General features: G+C 58.8%; 12 protein-coding genes. All 12 read left to right on the forward strand.

The features are described 5' to 3' along the window. Nucleotides 1–312 precede the first annotated feature (312 nt). Entirely contained in the window at nucleotides 313–1,434 is a 1,122-nt protein-coding gene (locus ACFFK0_RS00005) for an ABC transporter ATP-binding protein (RefSeq protein WP_377467349.1), read from the forward strand. A 33-nt stretch (nucleotides 1,435–1,467) separates the two neighbouring features. Continuing rightward, complete coding sequence (locus ACFFK0_RS00010; protein WP_377467351.1) at nucleotides 1,468–4,434, forward strand: extracellular solute-binding protein; 2,967 nt, start codon at nucleotides 1,468–1,470, stop codon at nucleotides 4,432–4,434. A gap of 19 nt (nucleotides 4,435–4,453) precedes the next feature. After that, entirely contained in the window at nucleotides 4,454–5,398 is a 945-nt protein-coding gene (locus ACFFK0_RS00015; RefSeq protein ID WP_377467438.1) for a carbohydrate ABC transporter permease, read from the forward strand. 1 nt (nucleotide 5,399) lies between these two features. Next, entirely contained in the window at nucleotides 5,400–6,299 is a 900-nt protein-coding gene (locus ACFFK0_RS00020) for a carbohydrate ABC transporter permease (protein ID WP_377467353.1), read from the forward strand. A gap of 28 nt (nucleotides 6,300–6,327) precedes the next feature. Beyond that, nucleotides 6,328–7,761, forward strand: coding sequence for a DUF5060 domain-containing protein (locus ACFFK0_RS00025; protein ID WP_377467355.1), 1,434 nt, complete (start codon nucleotides 6,328–6,330; stop codon nucleotides 7,759–7,761). Between the two features lie 43 nt (nucleotides 7,762–7,804). Then, nucleotides 7,805–9,274 (forward strand): DUF5605 domain-containing protein, encoded by a 1,470-nt coding sequence (locus ACFFK0_RS00030; RefSeq protein WP_377467440.1) that lies wholly within the window; start codon nucleotides 7,805–7,807, stop codon nucleotides 9,272–9,274. A gap of 27 nt (nucleotides 9,275–9,301) precedes the next feature. After that, complete coding sequence (locus tag ACFFK0_RS00035; RefSeq protein ID WP_377467357.1) at nucleotides 9,302–11,653, forward strand: glycoside hydrolase family 95 protein; 2,352 nt, start codon at nucleotides 9,302–9,304, stop codon at nucleotides 11,651–11,653. Nucleotides 11,654–11,834: 181 nt separating this feature from the next. Beyond that, complete coding sequence (locus ACFFK0_RS00040; protein ID WP_377467359.1) at nucleotides 11,835–12,929, forward strand: Gfo/Idh/MocA family protein; 1,095 nt, start codon at nucleotides 11,835–11,837, stop codon at nucleotides 12,927–12,929. Beyond that, nucleotides 12,926–13,801, forward strand: a complete 876-nt coding sequence (locus ACFFK0_RS00045) for a sugar phosphate isomerase/epimerase family protein (protein WP_377467361.1) — start codon at nucleotides 12,926–12,928, stop codon at nucleotides 13,799–13,801. Before ACFFK0_RS00040 ends, ACFFK0_RS00045 begins: the two co-directional genes overlap by 4 nt. Then, a complete protein-coding gene (locus tag ACFFK0_RS00050; RefSeq protein ID WP_377467363.1) occupies nucleotides 13,791–15,461 on the forward strand; it encodes a hypothetical protein in 1,671 nt (556 codons plus the stop codon). Before ACFFK0_RS00045 ends, ACFFK0_RS00050 begins: the two co-directional genes overlap by 11 nt. 22 nt (nucleotides 15,462–15,483) lie before the next feature. Further along, nucleotides 15,484–18,564: a glycoside hydrolase family 2 protein gene (locus ACFFK0_RS00055; protein ID WP_377467365.1), complete on the forward strand. Its 3,081-nt coding sequence runs from the start codon at nucleotides 15,484–15,486 to the stop codon at nucleotides 18,562–18,564. Between the two features lie 17 nt (nucleotides 18,565–18,581). Continuing rightward, nucleotides 18,582–20,633, forward strand: a complete 2,052-nt coding sequence (locus ACFFK0_RS00060; RefSeq protein WP_377467367.1) for a glycoside hydrolase family 88 protein — start codon at nucleotides 18,582–18,584, stop codon at nucleotides 20,631–20,633. The last annotated feature ends 8 nt before the right edge of the window (nucleotides 20,634–20,641 follow it).

Below are 20,641 nucleotides of genomic sequence, written 5' to 3' on the forward strand. Positions count from 1 at the left end.
CCCGAGGGCAGCGGCGGTGCAACAAGGCCCGAATGGGCGTTGTAGCGGCTGGCCCTAGGGCGGCAGCGGTGCAACAAAGCCCGAATGGGCGTTGTTGCGATTAGCCCGGGGCCAGCAGAGGTGCAACAAGGATAGCTGCCGAGCAGCAAGCACTGCGTGCCACAGCCGGGGGACTCCCATTACGGAAAGCAGGAATCCCCCTATAACAGAGCAATGATCGCCTATAATCGCACTAACGCAACGCAGTATAATTAAGCTGCTATTGAAACCGTTATCATCTTTGGATGGTTTATGACTATAGGAGGTGCCGCTGTGGGGCGGATTGTGTTAAACCATGTGGAGAAACGCTTCGGCAAAGAAAGAGCATACGCTGTAAAGGACTTCCACCTGGAAATTGAAGACGGGGAGTTCATTGTCATGGTCGGTCCTTCCGGCTGCGGGAAATCGACGACGCTCCGCATGATCGCCGGACTGGAAGACATCACCTCCGGCGAGCTCTATATCGGTGACAAACTGGTCAACCACTTGCCTCCGAAGGACCGCGACATCGCCATGGTGTTCCAGAACTACGCATTGTATCCGAACATGAGCGTGTATGAGAATATCGCCTTCGGTCTGCGCCTGCGCAAGATGGCGAAGCACGAGATCGACCAGTCCGTGAAATCGACGTCGCGCGTGCTGGAAATCGAGCAGTTCCTGGAACGCAAGCCCCGCCAGCTATCGGGAGGCCAGCGTCAGCGCGTGGCGCTGGGGCGGGCGATTGTCCGCAACCCGCAGGTGTTCCTGATGGATGAGCCGCTGTCCAATCTGGACGCCAAGCTTCGGGTGCAGATGAGAACGGAAATCATCAAGCTGCATAAAGAACTTGGAGTGACGATGGTCTATGTGACGCACGACCAGGTCGAAGCTATGACGATGGGGCACCGGATCGTCGTGATGAAGGACGGCGTCATTCAACAGGTCGACACGCCGAAGATGATCTACAACAATCCGAGAAACATGTTTGTGGCCGGATTCATCGGCACCCCGCCGATTAATTTCATCGAAGGCAAAGTCCTGGAAAGCGGCGGCGGCGAGCTGGAGTTCCATACGAAACGGTACTCAGTCAAAGTTCCTCCACGGCATGCGGACATCCTGCGGAAGAAGCATAAAGCCGGTCGCGACGTCGTTCTCGGCATCCGAAGCGAAAACATCCATGTCGACCCGGCGATGGCGGAGGGACGCCCGAAATGGCAAATTGCCGGGATCCAGAAGCTGAGCGAGCTAATGGGCGCCGACATGTATCTGTATCTGGACATCGGAGGGCCGAATTTGCTGATCGCCAGAGCCCGTGCGGATCACGAATTTATCGAGAACGAGAAGCTCACGCTTACACTGGATATGGAGAAGGCGTTGTTCTTCGACAAGGATACTACGGACAATTTGGCCTACTAAATCAAGCAAGGCGGAGGGATGGAGTTGAAGGCGTTGTTTCGAACACGGGGATGGAGGTTCGCCGTACTGGCGCTTACGCTTGCGCTCGGTTCGTCGGTTCCCGTTATGGCCGATGGCGGAGCTCCGGCTGCGGGCGGAGCGAGGACCGGCGTCAACGAGCAAACGGGAGGGCAGTCGGAGTTCGGGTCCGAAACCCGGGATCCCCAGTATTATGAGGTGCTTGAGCAGTGGAAGAAGGAAGGGGCTGTCGCCGATCATAACGCCACCGTCACCGTGCCCGGATCGAAATTCGTCGCCTTCTCGCCCAACGCCGATGTCAGCATCGGATCGTATAAGGGGAAGGACGGAGTTCTTGTCTGGGAGGCCAACGGCGACGAATGGGTCGAATTTGAAGTCAACGTTGCGCAAGGCGGCTTGTATGCTATCGAAATGTCGTACCATCCGTTCGTCGATTCCAAGAACCGCAAGCCGATCGCGCTCAATTTGACCGTGGATGGCGCTACGCCGTTTCTCGAATCGAAATCGCTGGAGCTGTACCGGCATTGGCGGGATAAGCTGCCTGCGCAGAAGGATGCGAACGGAGATGAGATCAGGCCGGTGGCCGAAGATATTTCCGGCTGGATGCAGTGGGAGCTGCGCGATTTGTCGGGGGCTTACGAGGATCCGCTGCTCTGGAGGCTGACGCCGGGCAAGCATATCATCCGCTTGGCGGGCAGCGATCCGATGGCGCTGGAATCGATCACGTTCAAGCCCGCCGCCAAAACGGAAACTTACGAAACCGCACGGCAATCATGGCCCCAGTCAGGGCCCGTCGAGGCCGATCCGATCGTGATCGAAGCGGAGAAGGTGCAGTGGAAGAACGATTCCGCAATCGCACTCGCTTTCGATAACGATATTGCAAACAGTCCGTTTGTCCGCGGCCATATTACCTACAACACGCTCGACGGAGACCGCTGGGCGACGAATAATCAGCAGATCAGCTGGAGCTTCGAAGTGCCGGAGAGCGGATATTATCAAATTGCCTTCCGCCAGCAGCAGGCATTCGTATCCAACCGTTCGTCGTTCCGGTCTATTCTCATTAACGGGAAGATCCCGTTCAGCGAGCTGAAAGCATACCGCTTCAAGTACGCCTCCGGCTGGAAGGGAGCCCCGATTGCGGATGAACGGGGAGCTCCGTACGAGTTTTATTTGCCCAAGGGGACGAATACCATCTCGATGCGGGTGACGCAAGCACCGCTTCGGCCGATCATTTCCGATATGGACCGGGCAATCGGCGTCCTGACGAAGCTGACCGCAGAACTGCGCACGCTTACCGGCGGCGTGGATGACAAGAACCGGACCTGGGAGCTGAAGAAAGATTTGCCCGGCTTCGTCGAGACGTTCAGCGAGCTGAACGACAGTCTGATCGCAACCCGGGAGCGGCTGATTCAAATTAACGGAAGTCCGGATGCGGTTTCCCAAGCATTGGTTACCATCGAGAAGGATATGGAATCGATGCTGCGCTACCCCGACGAGATCCCTTACGATCCGAACCGGCTCAACAAGCTGCAGGGCAAGCTCTCCGAACAAATTCAGCTGATGAGCCGCCAGCCGCTTCAGCTTGACCGCATTTATGTCGTGCCCGCAGGGAAGCCGCTGCCGAAGATGGAAGCTACGACGATGGAGAAAATCGAAGGCTTCGTCTTCAACTTCTTCAACTCGTTCAAGTCGGCCTCTGGCCCGGGCGAAGACGACGGCCAGGTGCTGAACGTCTGGATGAACCGCAACCGGGATTATGTCAACATGCTGCAGGGGATGGCGGATGAAAGCTTTACGCCGAAGACAGGGATCAAGGTAAAGGTCAACCTGCTCAAGGACGAAAGGCTGCTCCTGCTCATGAATGCTGCGGGAATGGCGCCGGACGTGGCCATCGGCTTGCCGCAGGAAACGCCGTTCAATTACGCCCTTCGCGGCGGGATGTACGATCTGAAGCAGTTCCCGGACTTTGAGGAGGTATTCAGGCAATTCTCGCCGGGATCTTGGATCCCCTACTACTATGATGGCGGCTATTACGCGGTACCGGAAACGCAGACGTTCTCGATGCTGTTCTATCGCAAAGACATTCTGGAACGTTTGGGCTTAGCCGTTCCGGACACATGGGACGACGTTTATCGGATCTTGCCGATTCTGCAGCAGAACAATATGAATTTCACGCCGACCGAGCAGGGGATGTTTCTGCAAATGCATGGCGCGCAGTATTACAAGCAGGACGGATCGGGCTCCGGGCTCGGCACGGAAGCCGGCATCCAGGCGTTCAAGGCGTGGACCGACCTGCAGAATAAGTTCGGGATCGACCAGCGTTCCGAAAGCTTCTATCAGCATTTCCGCGACGGCTCGTATCCGATCGGCATCGCCGATTTGAACGCTTATATTCAGCTGCTCGTATCGGCTCCCGAGCTGAACGGCTTATGGGGAGTAGCGCCTATCCCGGGTGTCAAGCAAGCGGACGGAACCGTCGCGAGGTGGACGGAGGGCAACGGCGGCGACCAGCTTGCTACGGCAATTTTCAAGCAAACGAAGAAACCGCAGGAGAGCTGGGAGTTCCTGAAATGGTGGATGTCCGCCGACGTTCAGGTTCAATATGCCACGGATCTGGAGACACTCTACGGCGTGACGTTCCGCTGGTATACGGCCAACATCGATGCCTTCGTCCAGCTTCCTTGGAAAGAAGATGACCTGCAGGCCATTCTGGAGCAGTGGAGATGGTTCCGTGAGGTGGCGAAGGTGCCCGGCAGCTACTATACCGAGCGCGAGCTCAAGAACGCCTGGACGCGAACCGTCATTAACGGGGAGAATTACCGGACCTCGCTGGAGACGGCGGTCAAAGAAATCGACAGGGAGGTCCGCCGCAAAATGCAGGAGTTTCGTTTCATCGACGGTCAAGGGAACATCGTGAGGCCGCTGCAGCTGATCAGCGTCCCGGAGCCGTGGGAGGGAGTGGATAAGTATGTTAAAAAGTGATGCGCAGTCGCTGCCCGGAATGCTGGCTCCCGCCAAACTCCAGCCGGATAACAAATTACTTGCGGCTGTGCAGTCGATCTGGAAATACCGAATTTCGTATTTGTTCATCGCGCCGTTCATGATTTGCTTTATCGTGTTCATCCTGCTGCCGGTCGTGTCGGCGGTAGCGCTCAGCTTTACGTATTATAATGCAATCGAGGCTCCGCGCTTTATCGGCTGGAACAATTTCCGCGATATGCTGTCGCAGGACCTGATTCTCATTAAATACGCGCTGCCCAACACGCTGACTTTCGCGTTGATCGTCGGCTCGGGCGGTTACGTCTGCGCCTTTGTGCTGGCCTGGATGATCGCGATCTTGCCCGGGGTGTACCGCAAATGGTTTACGCTGGCGATGTATACCCCGTCGCTTGCCAGCCTGGTGGCGATGAGCATTATCTGGACGCCGCTGTTGTCCAGCGACAGGATCGGGTATTTGAACAGCTTCCTGCTCAAGCTGTCCCTGATCAGCGAGCCGATTGCGTGGGTGACGAGCAAAGAGCATTTGATGACCTCGATGGTGGTCGTATCGCTTTGGAAAAGCATGGGCATCGGCTTTCTCGGCATGCTGGCCGGCATTCTCAATGTGAATCCCGAGCTCTATGAAGCGGGAAGGCTCGACGGCATCCGCAGCCGGCTGGAGGAAGTATGGTATATCACGATTCCGTCCACGAAGCCGCAAATGCTGTTCGGCGCGGTCATGGCGATCGTCTCGGCGATCCAAATATCCTCCATCGGTACGGCCCTGTCCGGCATGACTCCGACACCGGAGTACGCGGGACACATGATCACGTCGCATATCGACGACTACGGCCTCACGCGTTTCGAGCTCGGCTACGCGACGGCGCTGACGGTATGCTTGCTCACGATCGTTTATTTTGCCCAGAAGCTGAGCTGGAAGCTGTTCGGAACGAAGGAGGGCGAGTAGCATGAAGCGCTTCGGTTGGTACCGCCGATTGGACGCATGGCGAAGACGCAAAGGGCTTCGCCGTCTGAGTCCGTTCGAGACGATAACGATGGTAGTGCTTATCGCCTTAAGCGTATTTATGCTGCTGCCCATCGTTTACATTTTCAATCATGCCTTCAAGCCGTACCAGGAGCTGTTTATTTATCCGCCGACAATTCTGGTCAGGGAGCCGTCCTTTCAAAACTTCCTGGAGCTGCTAGCCACGACGAAGACGACGGCGATTCCGGTGACGCGGTATTTGTTTAACAGCGTTGTCGTTACGGTGTTGGCCGTATTCCTGATTACGATGACGAGCGCGATGTGTGCGTATGCAATATCCAAGCATAAATTTCCGGGGCACAAATTTATTTTCGGGACCATTTTGCTGACGCTCGTGTTTGTGCCGGAGACGGTGGAAATCCCCAAATATTTGGTCGTCAGCAAGCTGCACATCTTCGACACCTATTGGGGGCACGTACTGCCGCTCGTCGCTGTGCCTACCGGTGTATTCCTTATGAAACAATTCATCGACCAGCTGCCGGACGAACTGCTGGATTCGGCGCGAATGGACGGCGCACGCGAGCTCGTGCTGTTCACCCGCATCGTTATTCCGATGCTGATGCCTGCCGTAGCGACGATCGGGATTATCGCCTTCGATTCCGCTTGGAAAAATTCCGAAACGTCGACGCTGTACATGCAGGAGGAGGCGATGCGGACGTTCCCGTTCTACGTCGAAACGCTGACCAGCGGCATGGCGAACAGCGTGGCGAGGCAGGGAGCCGCCGCCGCAGCGGCGCTGCTGCTGTTCCTGCCGAACTTGATTATGTTTCTCGTATTCCAGAGCAAAGTCATCGCGACGATGGCGCATTCCGGAATCAAGTAAACCTGCTGCCGCTTAGGGGGATGGGCCGATGGACTATGGAAAAAGCGGAATGGAAGTGGAGTGCTGGGACCGATTCGAGCTGACGCTGCCCGGACCTTCGACGGGAAATCCGTTCCAGGAGGTGCGGTTGTCGGCCAAGTTCCAATACAAGAATCTGGTCTTCGAGCCGGACGGATTCTATGACGGAAACGGGACGTACCGCATCCGGTTCATGCCGGACCGGCCGGGCGTATGGCGCTATATCACGAGCAGCAGCGCCGCCGAGCTGGATGGTCATTCGGGGGAGTTCGTCTGTACGCCCCCCTCCGAGGGGAATCATGGTCCGGTGAGGGTGAAGGGCGATTACTTGTTCGCCTATGAAGACGGCACCCGGTATTTGCCGTTCGGCACGACCTGCTATCATTGGACGCATGACGGGAATACGGAGCTTGAGGAGATGACGCTGCAGACGCTGCGGGCATCGCCGTTCAACAAAGTGCGGATGTGCCTGCTTCCGACGAAGGATATGAAGCCGCCCCTGCAGCTTGTCTTCCCCGGAACATGTCCGGAGGATGTGGACAAGACGAGGTTCAATCCGGAATTTTTCGCTCATCTGGAGAGGCGGATCGACGATTTGCAGCGCCTTGGCATCGAAGCGGATCTTGTATTATTCCATCCGTACGACAAAGGCTATTGGGGCGTTGACAACATGGACGCCGAAACCGATGCTTTCTATTTGCGGTACGTGATCGCCAGGCTCGCGTCGTTTCGCAACGTATGGTGGTCGCTCTGCAATGAATACGACTTCAATACGTACAAAACGGTTGCCGATTGGGACCGGCTGCTGCAGCTGACCCAGCGCTTCGATCCTTATCAGCATCTGCGTTCGATCCATAACGGCACCAAGATGTACAAATCGTCCCATCTGTACGACTTTTCCAAGCCGTGGATTACGCATCAAAGCATACAGCATTGGGACGCCGAGCTGACCTCCGTCTGGAGAGAAGCGGTGGCCAAGCCGATCGTAATCGATGAAATTTCTTACGAGGGCAACAGCTCCAGACGATGGGGCAACATATCCGGCATGGAACTGACCCACCGGTTCTGGGAAGGAGCGGCGCGGGGCGGATTCGTCGGGCACGGCGAATCGTTCATCGACCGCGAGACGCGAGCTTGGATTTCGTCCGGCGGCAAGCTGTACGGCGAAAGCGTGGAGCGAATCGCCTTTCTGCGCAAGGTGATGGAAGATGGACCCGAGGATCTCATCGCTGGGGCGCGGGACGGCACGTACAGGCTGATGTACTTCGGCCGGCGCCAGCCCGCATATGCTATCGTCGATCTGGAGGAAGACGCCTTGCATCGGATCGAGCTGATCGATGCGTGGAACATGACGATTGCGGCGCTGGACGGGACGTACCGGGGCTGCTGCAGGGTCGAGCTTCCGGGCAAACCTTACATAGCGCTTCGGATTCGCCGGTTATGAGACGGTTCACTATCGCGGAAGGAGGAGATTCTGACTGAGCGCACTGAACGCACAGAACGCACAGAACGCCCCCGATACGGTTCCGCGCTTTGGCTTGTTCGAGCTGGAGCTGGAAGGGCCGGCGCAAGGAAATCCATACAAAGACGTCCGGCTCGGCGCCCGGTTCCGCAGCGGGCCGAACTATGCGGAGGCAGAAGGGTTTTACGATGGGGACGGAATCTACCGGATACGCTTTATGCCTTGCGAGGAGGGCGAATGGACTTACGTAACGGAGAGCGGCTGCTCCTCGCTTGACGGCATTGAAGGGAAGTTTGTCTGCAGAGCGGCTTCCCCGGGCGAGCATGGACCCGTCAGGGTGACGAACGGCGTACATTTCGGACATTCGGACGGAACGAGGTATGCGCCGTTCGGCACGACGAGCCTCGCCTGGCATTTGCAGAGCGAGACATTACGAAGCAGAACGCTGCAAACGCTGGCGGAAGCGCCTTTCAACAAGCTGCGGATGTGCGTGCTGCCGATTGCCGGCGGCGCAGGCACGGATGATTTCGGCTTATTCCCGTTCGAAGGCTCGCCGCAGGCCGGGTTCGACTTCACCCGCTTCCATCCTCCGTACTTCGCTCATTTGGAGCGGTGCATCAAGCAATTGGCGGAGCTCGGCATTCAGGCGGAGCTGATCCTGTTTCATCCCTACGGCGACCGACGATGGGGTTTCGACCGGATGAGGGCGGAGGACGATGACCGGTATGTGCGTTACGTGGTGGCCCGCTTGGCGGCGTTCAGCAACGTCTGGTGGTCGCTGGCGTGCGAATATGATCTATTGGAGCATAAACGTTCCGAGGATTGGCGGCGGCTGTTCCGGATCATAGGGGAATACGACTCCGGCGGACACGTAAGGTCGATATCGGGGAGGACAACTTGGTACGATACCGGTCTTCCCTGGATCACGCACGCCAGTCTCCGGCACGCCGATGTCAAGGTGGCGTCCGATTGCACGAGGCAGTACGGCAAGCCTGCCATCATCGACGAATGCGGAGCTGAAGGGAATTTGCCCGACCGCTGGGGCAGCCTGACGCCCGAGGAGCTGGTGATGCACGTATGGGAAGGCACGTTCCGGGGAGGCTATGTCGGCCATAGCGAATCCTACGAGCACCCGGACGGGCTGTTATGGCGGCTGCATGGCGGGCTGCTGCGAGGCGAGAGCGTTCCGCGGATCGCCTTCCTGCGGCGCATCGTGGAGGAGGCGCCGGCACGCATGCTCTATACGAGCGACAGCTACGACGCCGCTACGATATCGGTGCGCGGGGAATACTATTTGCAGTATTTCGGCCTGCACCGTTTTGCGTTCCGGGAATTTGCGCTGCCCGAAGGACAGTACAAGGTCGATGTTATCGATACGTGGAATATGAAGGTCCACGAGCTGGAAGGCACCTTCGAAGGACGCTTTCGCATCGATTTGCCCGGCGAGCTCTACTATGCATTGCGGATTCGACGCGCGGAAGGCGCGAAGCAGTGAACGATACGTAATCGGGGAGAGGATTCCATGGAATTTACACGTTCTTCGGCGTGGGGGACGAAACTTTGGTACGAGAAGCCGGCGAGAGCCTGGACCGACGCACTGCCGATCGGCAACGGGCGGCTGGGGGCGATGATTTTCGGAAAGGTCAACACGGAGAGGCTGCAGCTGAATGAAGATTCCGTCTGGTACGGAGGCCCGGTGCATGGAGACAATCCCGAAGGCAAGCTGTATTTCCCCGAGGTGCGAAAGCTCTTGATGAAAGGCAAGCAGATCGAGGCGGAGGAGCTTGCCCAAGTGGGCATGATGTCGATTCCGAAGTCGCTGCATCCGTATCAGCCGCTGGGGGATTTTCATATTTACCATGACGGCGAGAAGAAAATGATCTCGAATTATTACCGCGACCTGGATATCGATCAAGGGATCGCGCATGTGAGCTACTGCTTGAACGACATTCAGCATGTGCGGGAAATGTTCAGCAGCGCCGTCGATCAGGTCATCGTGGTGCGTATCCATTGCGACAAGCCGGGCAATCTGAATCTGCGCATGCATTTGAGCCGCAGGCCGTTTGACGAAGGCACGCAGCGGATTGCAAACGATACGCTGCTGATGAGCGGCAATGCCGGGAAGGACGGCGTTGCGTACTGCGCCGCTGTGAAAGCGGTACCGGACGGCGGATCGGTGAAGGCGATCGGCGATTTCCTGATCGTCCAAGCGCCTGCGGTTACGATCTATATCGCAGCAGGGACGACGTTCCGGTACGAGGATCCGAAGGCACACTGCATCCGCCAGCTGGAGCAGGCCGCGAGCAAAGGCTACGAGCGGGTCAAGCGGGATCATATTCAAGATCATACCGCCAAATTCCGCCGGGTAAAGCTGGAAATCGGCAGCGCCGAGGATCCGGCCGAGGCGGATTCGCTGCCGATCGACGCCAGGCTGCAGCGATTCAAGGAAGGCGGCAAAGATCCGGGACTGATTGCGCTGTATTTCCAATACGGACGCTACCTGTTGATGGCCAGCTCCAGACCGGGCTCCAATCCGGCAAACTTGCAGGGCATCTGGAACGAAAGCTTCACCCCGCCGTGGGAATCCAAATATACGATCAACATCAATACGGAAATGAACTATTGGCCCGCCGAGAGCTGCAATTTGGCGGAATGTCACGAGCCTTTATTCGATTTGATCGACCGCATGCGCGTAAACGGCCGGAAAACGGCGCAAACCGTATACGGCTGCAGAGGCTTCGTCGCTCATCACAATACGGATATGTGGGGGGCGACCCAGATTGAAGGCAACTTCATGCCGGGCTCGATTTGGCCGATGGGGGCAGCCTGGCTGACGCTCCATCTGTGGGAGCACTACCGCTACAATCTCGACGAGCGGTTCCTAAGGGAAAGAGCGTATCCGGTCATGAAGGAAGCGGCCGAATTTTTCCTGGATTATTTGTTTGAAGACGAAGAGGGGCGTCTCATCACCGGGCCGTCCACTTCACCGGAAAATAAATTCATCGGAGCGGATCAGAGCGTAGGTTGTCTGACCGTCGGCCCTTCCATGGATGCCCAAATCATTTACACGCTGCTGCGCGCCTGCCTGGATGCCTCGGACATTCTGAAAGCGGACGAAGAGCTGCGCGCGGAATGGGAGCGGGTGCTCCGCAAGCTGCCTCAGCCGCAAATCGGCAAGCACGGGCAGCTGCAGGAGTGGGTAAAGGATTGGGACGAAGTGCATCCGGGACATCGGCATATCTCCCATCTGTTCGCTCTGCATCCGGGTGAAATCATCCACGTCCGGCATACGCCGGAATGGGCGCAAGCGGCAAGAAAGACGCTCGAGCGCAGGCTGGAGCACGGCGGCGGCCATACCGGCTGGAGCCGGGCATGGATCGTCAACTTCTATGCGCGTCTGGAGGACGGCGTACAGGCGTATGAGCATTTGCGTCTGCTGCTGTCCCAATCCACCTTGCCGAATTTATTCGACAACCACCCTCCGTTCCAAATTGACGGTAATTTCGGCGGTGCGGCCGGGATCGTGGAGATGCTGCTGCAGTCTCACCGCGGGGAAATCAATTTGCTTCCGGCGCTGCCGGACGAATGGTCCGACGGCAGTGTACGCGGTCTGCGGGCCCGAGGCGGTTTTGAGATCGACTTGAAGTGGGAGCGGGGCGAGCTGGCCCGCTGCGTGCTGAGAGCGTCCAAGGATCAGCTGTGCACAGTCATCTGCAAGCGGACGCCGCTGCCGCTTACCGTCGAAGCGGAAGGCGTGCCGGTCGAAGCCTCGGCCGCGGACGAAGCTACGATCCAATTCCGTGCGGAGGCGGGGAAAACGTATGTGCTGACCGCTAGCAGGCAAGCACACAGCCTGGAGCAAATATTGGCGTAACGGCATAGACCGGGATCCATGCGCAAGCATGGAGGCCCGGTCTATTCGCGTGGGCGGAGGGAGCGCATGGAGCACACTGAAACCGCAGCCAACGTGGTTGAATCCTCCCTACAAAATAGCATGAACACCCTATAAATGTTTTCGGGCACTAGTGTAATGTTAAGCGTAAAGAGGTGGGAATATGGAATTTATCAGACCAGAGCATTATATGCCAAACAAGAAGCACATCATGGATGTGAACCGATACGGAATCGGCCTGATCGGCTGCGGGAGCATCGCCAATACGGCGCATTTGCCCGCCTACCGCAAATACGGCCTGCCCATCGCAGCATGCTGCGATGTGAATGAGGAAGCGGCTCGGGCTACGGCGGAAAAGTTCGGCATCCCGTTCTGGACGACCGATGTAAACGAGCTGCTGGCCAGGGACGATGTCGGCGTGATCGATATGGCGATTCACCCCGGGCCGAGGCTGGAGGTGTTGAAGCTGATCGGCAAGGCGCCGCGCCCGGTGCTGTGCCAGAAGCCGCTCGCGCTTGATGTGGAGCATGCCAAGCGTATCAAGGAGGAAGCGGATCAGCTCGGCATCGTGCTGGGCGTCAACCAGCAAGCCCGCTGGGCACCGGCGCATCGGGCCCTGAAGCTGGTGCTCGAGCAGGATCTGATTGGCGACGTGTACAGCATGCATCACTATATGCGGTCGTACCAGGATCAGGCCGACTGGTGGTGGACGAAGATGAAAGATTTCAATATCGTCGATCACGGCGTCCACTATGTCGACTTGTGCCGGCATTTCAATCCGTACCCGCAGGAATGGTCCAGGGTACACTGCACGACCGCTCAAGTAAGCGGGCAAAATGCCGTCAGCCCGCTGATCTATGCGGCGAACGTCGAATTCGGGCCGGTCGGCGGCCGCAACCCGCTCATGGCTTCGCTGCACTTCAACAATATCGTCAAAGCGAGCCGGTCCCACAGCCATACGTGGTGGATCGACGGCACCGAAGGAAGCTTGTGGTGTACGCAGGATACGCTGTATATGGCTCTGAACAAGCACAAGAACGTCGTGCATGAGATCAAGCTGAAGGGTGCCTGGTTCCCGGACGCCTTCGCCGGTTCGATGATCGCCTTCATCGCCGCGATGGAGCGCAGCGAGAAGCCGCCGGTGACGGCGGAGGATAATTTGCAGACCGTGGCGATGACGACGGCGATGGTACGTTCCAGCGAGCAGGGCCGAGCAGTGGAAAGGGAAGAAGTGCTGAAAGGCGGTGTTCCGGCATGAATTCGCTCGGCTTTATGAGCTACGTGTATATGGGGTGGAGCGCGGAAGCGATGGCGGAGCACGCCGCCGAACTGGGTCTGACGCAGATCCAGCTGGATCCGAAGCAGAAGCTGCAGGTGATGGACGACGAGCCGTTCTCGCCGGCACGCATCGAGAGAATCCGGCGCATCTTTGAAAGCAGGGGCATCGGTATCGCAGGGTTGTCCGGTTATACGAATTTGATGAACCCGAATCTCGAGAAGCGGGAAGAGAAGCTGAAACAATTGGAGCAGATGATCGACCTATGTCCGGCGTACGGAACTAGGTATATCGCGACGGAAACCGGGAGCCTGCACCCGACGAACGCATGGCGCGATTGCGAGGAGAACCGTTCGGAGCAGGCCTGGGAGGAACTGATCGCCATCGTCGACCGGCTGCGCGGCAGAGCGGTGAAGAACGGGGGGGTATTGCTGGTCGAGGGGTTCGTCAACAACGTTCTGGCCAGCACCGGGCAGGCGCTCCGGATGCTCGAACGGCTTGGCGCCGACGGTCTCGCCTTCGTGATGGATCCGTTCAATTATTTAACGCAGGAAGCTTTGACGCGGCAGCACGAAGCGATGGCGGCGATGTTCGAGCAGATCGGCGGCTACTGCCCGATCGCTCATGCCAAGGATGCCTTGTATAGCGAGGACGGCTTTACAACGCCGAGAGTCGGGGCGGGCCAAGCGGATTGGAACGTCTATGCGGCATTGCTCACGGAGCGGCTGCCTGACGTGCCGCTCATTCTGGAGCATGCGAAGCCGGAAGAGGCGGCGGAGTGCATGCGCCTCATCCGCAGCGCTTTCGATAAGGCGAAGCCCGGCAAGGAAGTGAGCGGCGGCTATGTCAGCTAAACGCCATAAGCCGAAGCTCGGCATTCAAGGCCCCGTCGTCGCCTGGCAGGATCCGTGGGCCGGCCCCGCCTCCGACCGCATTATGCGGACGGGGACCGGGAGCGTATGTCCCTCGCAGGACCCGATGCCGGATGTGTCCGGGTTCCTCGCTATGCTGCGCGAGCTGGAAGCGGATTTTTACGTGCATCACGTCATTCCGGGGGCCGAGGGGCGCACGGAGCAGGTAGCCGCGGACGCAGCGGCGGCAGGCTTCGATATTTGTCTCGGCAACGAATACGGCAATATCAACGGGCCTTGGGTGCCGGGCACGAACCGCTACGACGTGCCTGACGAGACGATTCGGAAGGCGGCGGGCGGCAGATGCATCGGTCTGCTGTACGACGAGCCGGAGCACCTGCAAATCAACGCCGGGCAGTACCGCAAGGACGGCTGGTATCCGCACTGGGGCGGCACCGACGGGTTAAGCCTGGAACAGGCGCGCCGCAAGGTGGAACAGGAGGTGCGCTCCCGGGTGCGGCATGTTAGCTCCGTGTTGGGAAGCGCCGGGACCGAATCTGCAAGCGCTTTACCGGCAATGCCGTTAATCGCCGAGCACGTGTTTCCGACCATGTTCCATACGTTTGCGCGGGCGGGCATGGATCTATGTCCGAAGATCATGAAGGAATCGTTCCAATCGCTGCAGCTCGCCACCGCCTTGGGTGCGGCCAAACAATACGGCAGAGGGCTGTGGATCTGCGCGGATTTGTGGGGCCCGGATACAGGACCGTGGTTTACCCGGTTTCCCGGCTTTCCGGGGCACTCGCCGCAGGAATTCGAATCGGCTCTGCGGATGGGCTATTTGATGGGACCGACTCATTTGTTTGCGGAAAATATCGACGTCCTGATGAAGCATGAATCAAGCGGCTTCGTCAAGACCGAGTTCGGCGAAGTATGGACCGAATTCGCGCGAAGCTTCGTCCCGGCGCATCCGCTGGCATGGAGTTACCGGGATGCCGAAGCGGATATCGCCGTCATTCATTCGGACGACGGCAATTACGGGCAAAACGAGCGGCTGTACGGCAACCGCGAGCCGGCCGGCGGGGACCGCTCGGACAGCGTGTTCCATATGTGGCACCTGCTCAGCCGCGGGGCGATTCCCGATCATGGCAGCTGCATGCACATTCCAGGCTACGATTTCCCGCGTCACCGGCTGAAGCGGAACGTGCCGCTGGAGCGGTTCCCGCTCGAGAGCGGCGCTCCGGACGGCGTCACGCGAGGGGCACATCCTTTGTTTTACCCGGTTCGAAATGTGCTGGTCTTCGACGAACAGGCGGATGTATCGCAGCTCGGCAGACCGAAGCTGATTCTGGTCGGCGGTTCGTTGCTTTCCGCTAGGACGCTGGCGGCTGTCGCCCGTCTGGCGGAGGAGGGCGCGGTCGTTGTGATCGCCGAGTGGCTGCTCCCCGCGGACGGTCCGGCGAAGCTGAAGCGCAGCGGCAGCTTGGGGAGCGGGCGCTGGCTTGTCACCGGGCATATGCTGGAGGAACGCGTCAGGGAAGCGGTAAATCCATTCTTGGGAGACGAGCGCTGCTGGTCGCAGCGCTTCGGCAATACGGAAGTAAGAATGTACCCGAAAGACGAAGACGGGTTTACGCTGGATTTCGAAATCGTAACGGGATGACGAAGAGTAAGGTGGAGATCGCATGGGGGCTACGAATGGGCAAGACCAGTTTGCGGAAATCGCGTTCCGGGAGCATCCCGGACATCCGGAACAACTGCGGGATATTCCTCCCGTTATCGTAAATAAATCGTATTTCAGGCCATCCGTGAATAAGGCTGCGGATGCATCCGAGCTGCCGTATGAGGCGCAGCTGACGCTCTTTCACGAAGAGCTGAAGCGGCTACGCGAGAAATATGCGCCGTTCATGATTAATTCGGCGGCGGCTCCGGCAGTGTCCAGAGACCGCAGGCCGTGCGATCGGTTTCAATTCCGCTACCAAACGCCCGAGGATGCCGATTTCACCCGAGTGCTGGACGGTGCCGGCGATTGGGAGTCCGTCACGATCCCTGATTTTCGCGGTCCTACCGGAGAGAACGGCAAATGGACCGGATTTTACCGCTGCCAATTTGCCTACGGCCGCGTTCCGGCAGGGAAGCGGGTGTATCTCGTCTTCAAGGGTGTCGATTACAAAACGACCGTCTATTTGAATCATAAATGCGTAGGCAGTCATGAAGGCTTCTTCGCCCCGTTCGAATTCGACGTTACGGACTACTTGCAGGACGCGAATACGCTTGTCGTCGAGGTTCAGAACGATTATCCGATGCTCGGCGTGAACGGCACAAAGCTGGACGGCGATAAAATCTATGCGGCGACCGGTCCCGGCTGGGACGATCCGAACAGCGGCTGGAATCATTGCCCGCCGGGAGCGGGGATTTACAACAGCGTCTACTTGGAGCAGCGGCCCGAGCTGTTCATTCAGGACGTATTCGTAAGGCCGAATATCGATGACGGCAGCGTGGAGGTATGGGTCGACGCGGTCAATACGACGAGCTCCCTGATCGAGCAATTCGAGCTGCAGCTGGACATCATGCCGAGAAATTTCACTGGACCGTCGTTAGGCCCCTTAACGTTTCAGGTCGCCTATGCGGGTCCCGGCATCAACTACTTCCGTTACAAAGCCGAGCTGCCGGAATTTCGTCTCTGGGAGCCGGAGCAGCCGTGGTTGTACACTGCGCGCATCGGCCTCCGGCCGGGAACGCCGGAGGCGGACAGCCAGGACCGCGTCTTCGGAATGAGGAAGTTCCATATGGACGAGGAAGGCGAGCCAAAAGGCACCTTGTACTTGAACAACCGTCCGATCTTGCTGCGTGGCGCCAACGAAATGGGACATCTGCAGCAGTGCGTAATGACAGGCAATTTCGAGCAGCTGATCGACGATATCCTGATCGCGAAGCTGGCCCATATGAATTATTACCGGATTACGCAGCGGCCGGTGCAGGAAGAAATTTACGACTATTTCGATATGCTCGGGATGATGCATCAGTGCGATTTGCCTACGTTCGGCTTTATCCGCCGCAACCAATTCGCCGAAGGCGTCCGGCAGGCGGCCGAGATGGAACGGCTGATCCGCAGCCACCCGTCCTCGATCATGGTATCGCTGATCAATGAGCCCTCCCGGACGGAGAAGCGGCGCAAAGGACACCGGCATCTGCACCGCAGCGAGCTGGAAGCGTTCTTCGTAGCGTCAAGACAGGCCATTTATGTGGAAAATCCCGACCGCGTCGTCAAAAATGCGGAAGGCGATTACAATCCGCCGACCCGCGAGGGCTTACCCGATTTTCATTGCTATAACATGTGGTATACGAACAATGTCATTTCCGTCGGCAAAATGTATAAGGGCTACCTCCCGCCGATCCGCGACGGGTGGAAGGCCGGCTGCGGCGAGTACGGCACCGAAGGGCTCGACCGGCTGGAGCTGATGAAGAGCCGTTATCCGCAGGAATGGCTGCCGGCGGAAGAGGGCGAGCCTTGGCAGCCGAGGTTGATTCACGGCGCACAGACGTTTAGCCTTCATGGCGATTGGTATGCCGAGCAGGGCAATATTCGCGACTGGATCGAAGCCAGCCAGCATCACCAAATGCTCGCGACCAAGCTGATGACGGACGCTTGGCGGCGGCGGGCCGACCGGATCGTGTCGACCGCGATTCATCTGCTGATCGACGCTTGGCCGGCCGGCTGGATGAAAGCTCTGGTCGGCGTGGACCGCATCCCGAAACCGGCGTATTTTACGTATAAAGCGTGTCTGGAGCCGGTGCGCGTCAACCTCAGATGCGACAGATGGAAAGCTTACGAAGGGGAGACGCTGGAGGTTGAGGCATGGCTGCTCAACGATACGGCGGTTAGCTACGAGCAGTGCCGCATCGTCGCCACCCTGCGGGACGACAACCGGGATTACGGCCACTACGAGCTGCCGGTGGAGCTGCCGGCGGCGAGCTCGGCTTATGCAGGCTCGGTCCGTTTGTCCGTCCCGCAAGTGGCGGACAGGAAGCAGCTGTATGTGGACGCTTGTTTGCAGGACGGAGACGGACGCACGATCAATGCGGAGCGATTCGGCTTCGAGGCGTTTGCCAAACCGCTGTCTGCCGCCGGTCCTCGCGACGCCGTTTGCTTCGATGCCGAAGCCGAGCTGCTGTGCTCTCTGCTGGGGCTTCAAGGCAGGAGAAGCGACGGGACTTCCGCGCAAGGAGCGCCGCTGGTCGTCGCTTCGCGGGAAGCGTTCGTGCAGAACCGCTCCTTCCTGCTAAACGAAGCGAAGGAGGGGGCCACCGTCTTGTGCGTGCTGAAGCATGCCGACGGCGGAGAGTGGCAGCTGGAGGATACGGCGGTCGGCACTGCCAAATTGCGGGATATTTACGCGCTGGCCGTACGTGACGCAAGCAGCCGGTTTCCGTGGCTGCGGGCGGACGATTTCGCTTATTTTTACAATCTGCATACGGACCGGATCGACGGGATAGCGGGCAGCCATCTGACCGGAGAAGGATTGGAGCCGCTCGTGTTCGCCTACGATCGGCAAGGAGGAGCCGAAGGGAAGCGGAAGCTGCCGCTGGTCGCGGTGAAGGCGGTCGGCCGCGGGCAGATGTTCTTCGTTTGCCTGCCGCTCTCCGGCAGAGTAGGCGTGAACCCGACGCTGGACCGGCTGCTTCTGGATATCGTACACAGTTATCGGGGGTGCAGCGCTTGTACGCCATTGTTAGCCGAGATCGGCAACGACGAGCAGATCTAACGAACGCTACGGGGGAAATGACGCTGGTCTTGCATCGTACCGGCGAGTCGGCTCCATATTTCAGCGGCCGGCTGGAGGATATGCTTACCGTCTCCGAAGGCAGACCATGGCAGCTGAACCGAAACGGGCTAGAGGAGGTTCAGGTGACGGCTGAAGCGGAGCGGATTCGCATCGGCTGCCGGCTGGGGAGCTTCCATGCGGCACTAAGCCTGAGCTTTGATGAGCGGGGGCTGCTGCGCATCGACGTCACTTGGTCGAACCGGACCGGCGAGACGCAGAAGGATGCGGCGGCAGGACTGCTGTTCGATTTGCCGAGACGTGCGGGGGAGAGGATCACGATTCCCCACATGATCTACAACAACAACCCGTCCTCCGATCCGGACCGCATCGTTCCGAGATTGGGCGAGGGGCTTGGCGGAGCCTTCATCTGCGAGGAGCACCGCCTGCCGATCCCTTGCGTGAACGTGGAGTGGCCTTATGCGGCCGATAACCCCGACGATGCTTCGCCAAGGGAAGGGACGCGCTATTTTACCTTATACTCGATCCCCTCCTATTGGGAAGACGGCGAGGGCCGGGTGCATTACGGGTCGCTCGGGGCGATCCGGGAGGAGAGCCGGATGACGGTTGCGGCCTTCAGCGGCGTGGTGGTGTTCAACGGCAGCAAAGATACGGTGTGCATCGCGAAAAACCGGACGCAGCCGTATGACGGCGGCTATGTGGATTTCCCGCCCGGGTTTTCTCTGACCAAGAGCTATGCGCTTGATTTCGGGCTTGCTACCGCAGCGGGCCGCGGTTATCGCGAGGCGGTCCGTACAGGGCTCGCGCTGTTCAAGCCCCAAGGAGCGAATCCGCTTGCTCTTGACGAGATGATCCGGCTGAAAACGAATGCGCTGGACGATCGGTGGAGAACCGATGAGCGAGGCGCTGCGGGTTATGTAAAGTTCAGCGATTCGAACGCCTTCGGCAACGTATCCAAGCATCCGCTGCACTTTATGTACGGCTGGACGGGACAATGCCTGAAGCTGGCGTGGTGCGACGCGCATCTCGGTTTCCGGCTTGGCGAGGAAGAGCGGATCGAGCGCTGCACAAGGGCTGCCGATTTTTATGTTCGCGAAAGCGCAGCCGGTGTACCGGGAATCAGACACGGCTCTTACCGGCTGAGGGACGGGGAATGGAGCGACTTCCAGTGGAACAGGCAGCCGGTCGTATCCAGCCGTGCTTACGGCGAGACGATGGCCGACCTGGCGGAGATCGTTTCATTGTTCCGGGCAAATGGAAGGGAAGTTCCGGGCAGCTGGCTGAATGCGCTGAATGAAGCGGCGGTGATGATGGAAGAGGGCCTGCTGCCGTCGGGCATTTACCCGCCTTCGTGGCGGATGGACGGCACGCCGGCGGAGTCGATCGTCACCGCCGCCGGCCTGCCGTGCGTCATCGCGCTGGCGAAGCTGTACCGCTTAACAGGGGAAGAGCGGCGCCTTGCGCATGCCGAAGCGGCCATGCGGCGGTATTACGAGCTTCATGCGGAGACGTTCGACCGTCCGTTCGCCCGCTCGACGCTGGACGCGAAGTGCGAGGATAAGGAAGCGGGCATGTACTTCTTCCTGGCCGCTTACGAATTGTATCTGATTACGGGGAACGAACGGTACCGGGAATGGGCGGATCTGGCGGCGGATTGGCTGCTCACGTTCGTCTACCTGTGGAACCCGGCGTACGACCGCGGCTCGGCGTTCCGCAACGCCGGCTTTAAAGCCGCCTTCTGGCCGGGGGTCAGCGTGCAAAATCATCATCTGGACGTTTTCTTTCCGACATTCGAGCTTTGGCATTACGGCCGATTGACCGGCAATGCGGAATATGAGCGTTTGGGGCGGATGATTCGGGACGCTCTCGGGCAAGGCATATGCACGAAGCCCGGCGAGTGGGGGTTCGATGTGATCGGCGAGCAAGGAGAAGGTTTCTTTCAAACCCATTGGAACCATCGGGGACACAGCAACCGGTGGAACCCGTCCTGGGTCGTTGCGCTTGTGCTGCACAACGCGCTGAGGTTCCGGGATGCGGCTGCGGCCGGATGAACGATTCG

This window comes from Paenibacillus chartarius (assembly GCF_042432825.1).
Lineage (GTDB): Bacteria > Bacillota > Bacilli > Paenibacillales > NBRC-103111 > Gordoniibacillus > Gordoniibacillus chartarius.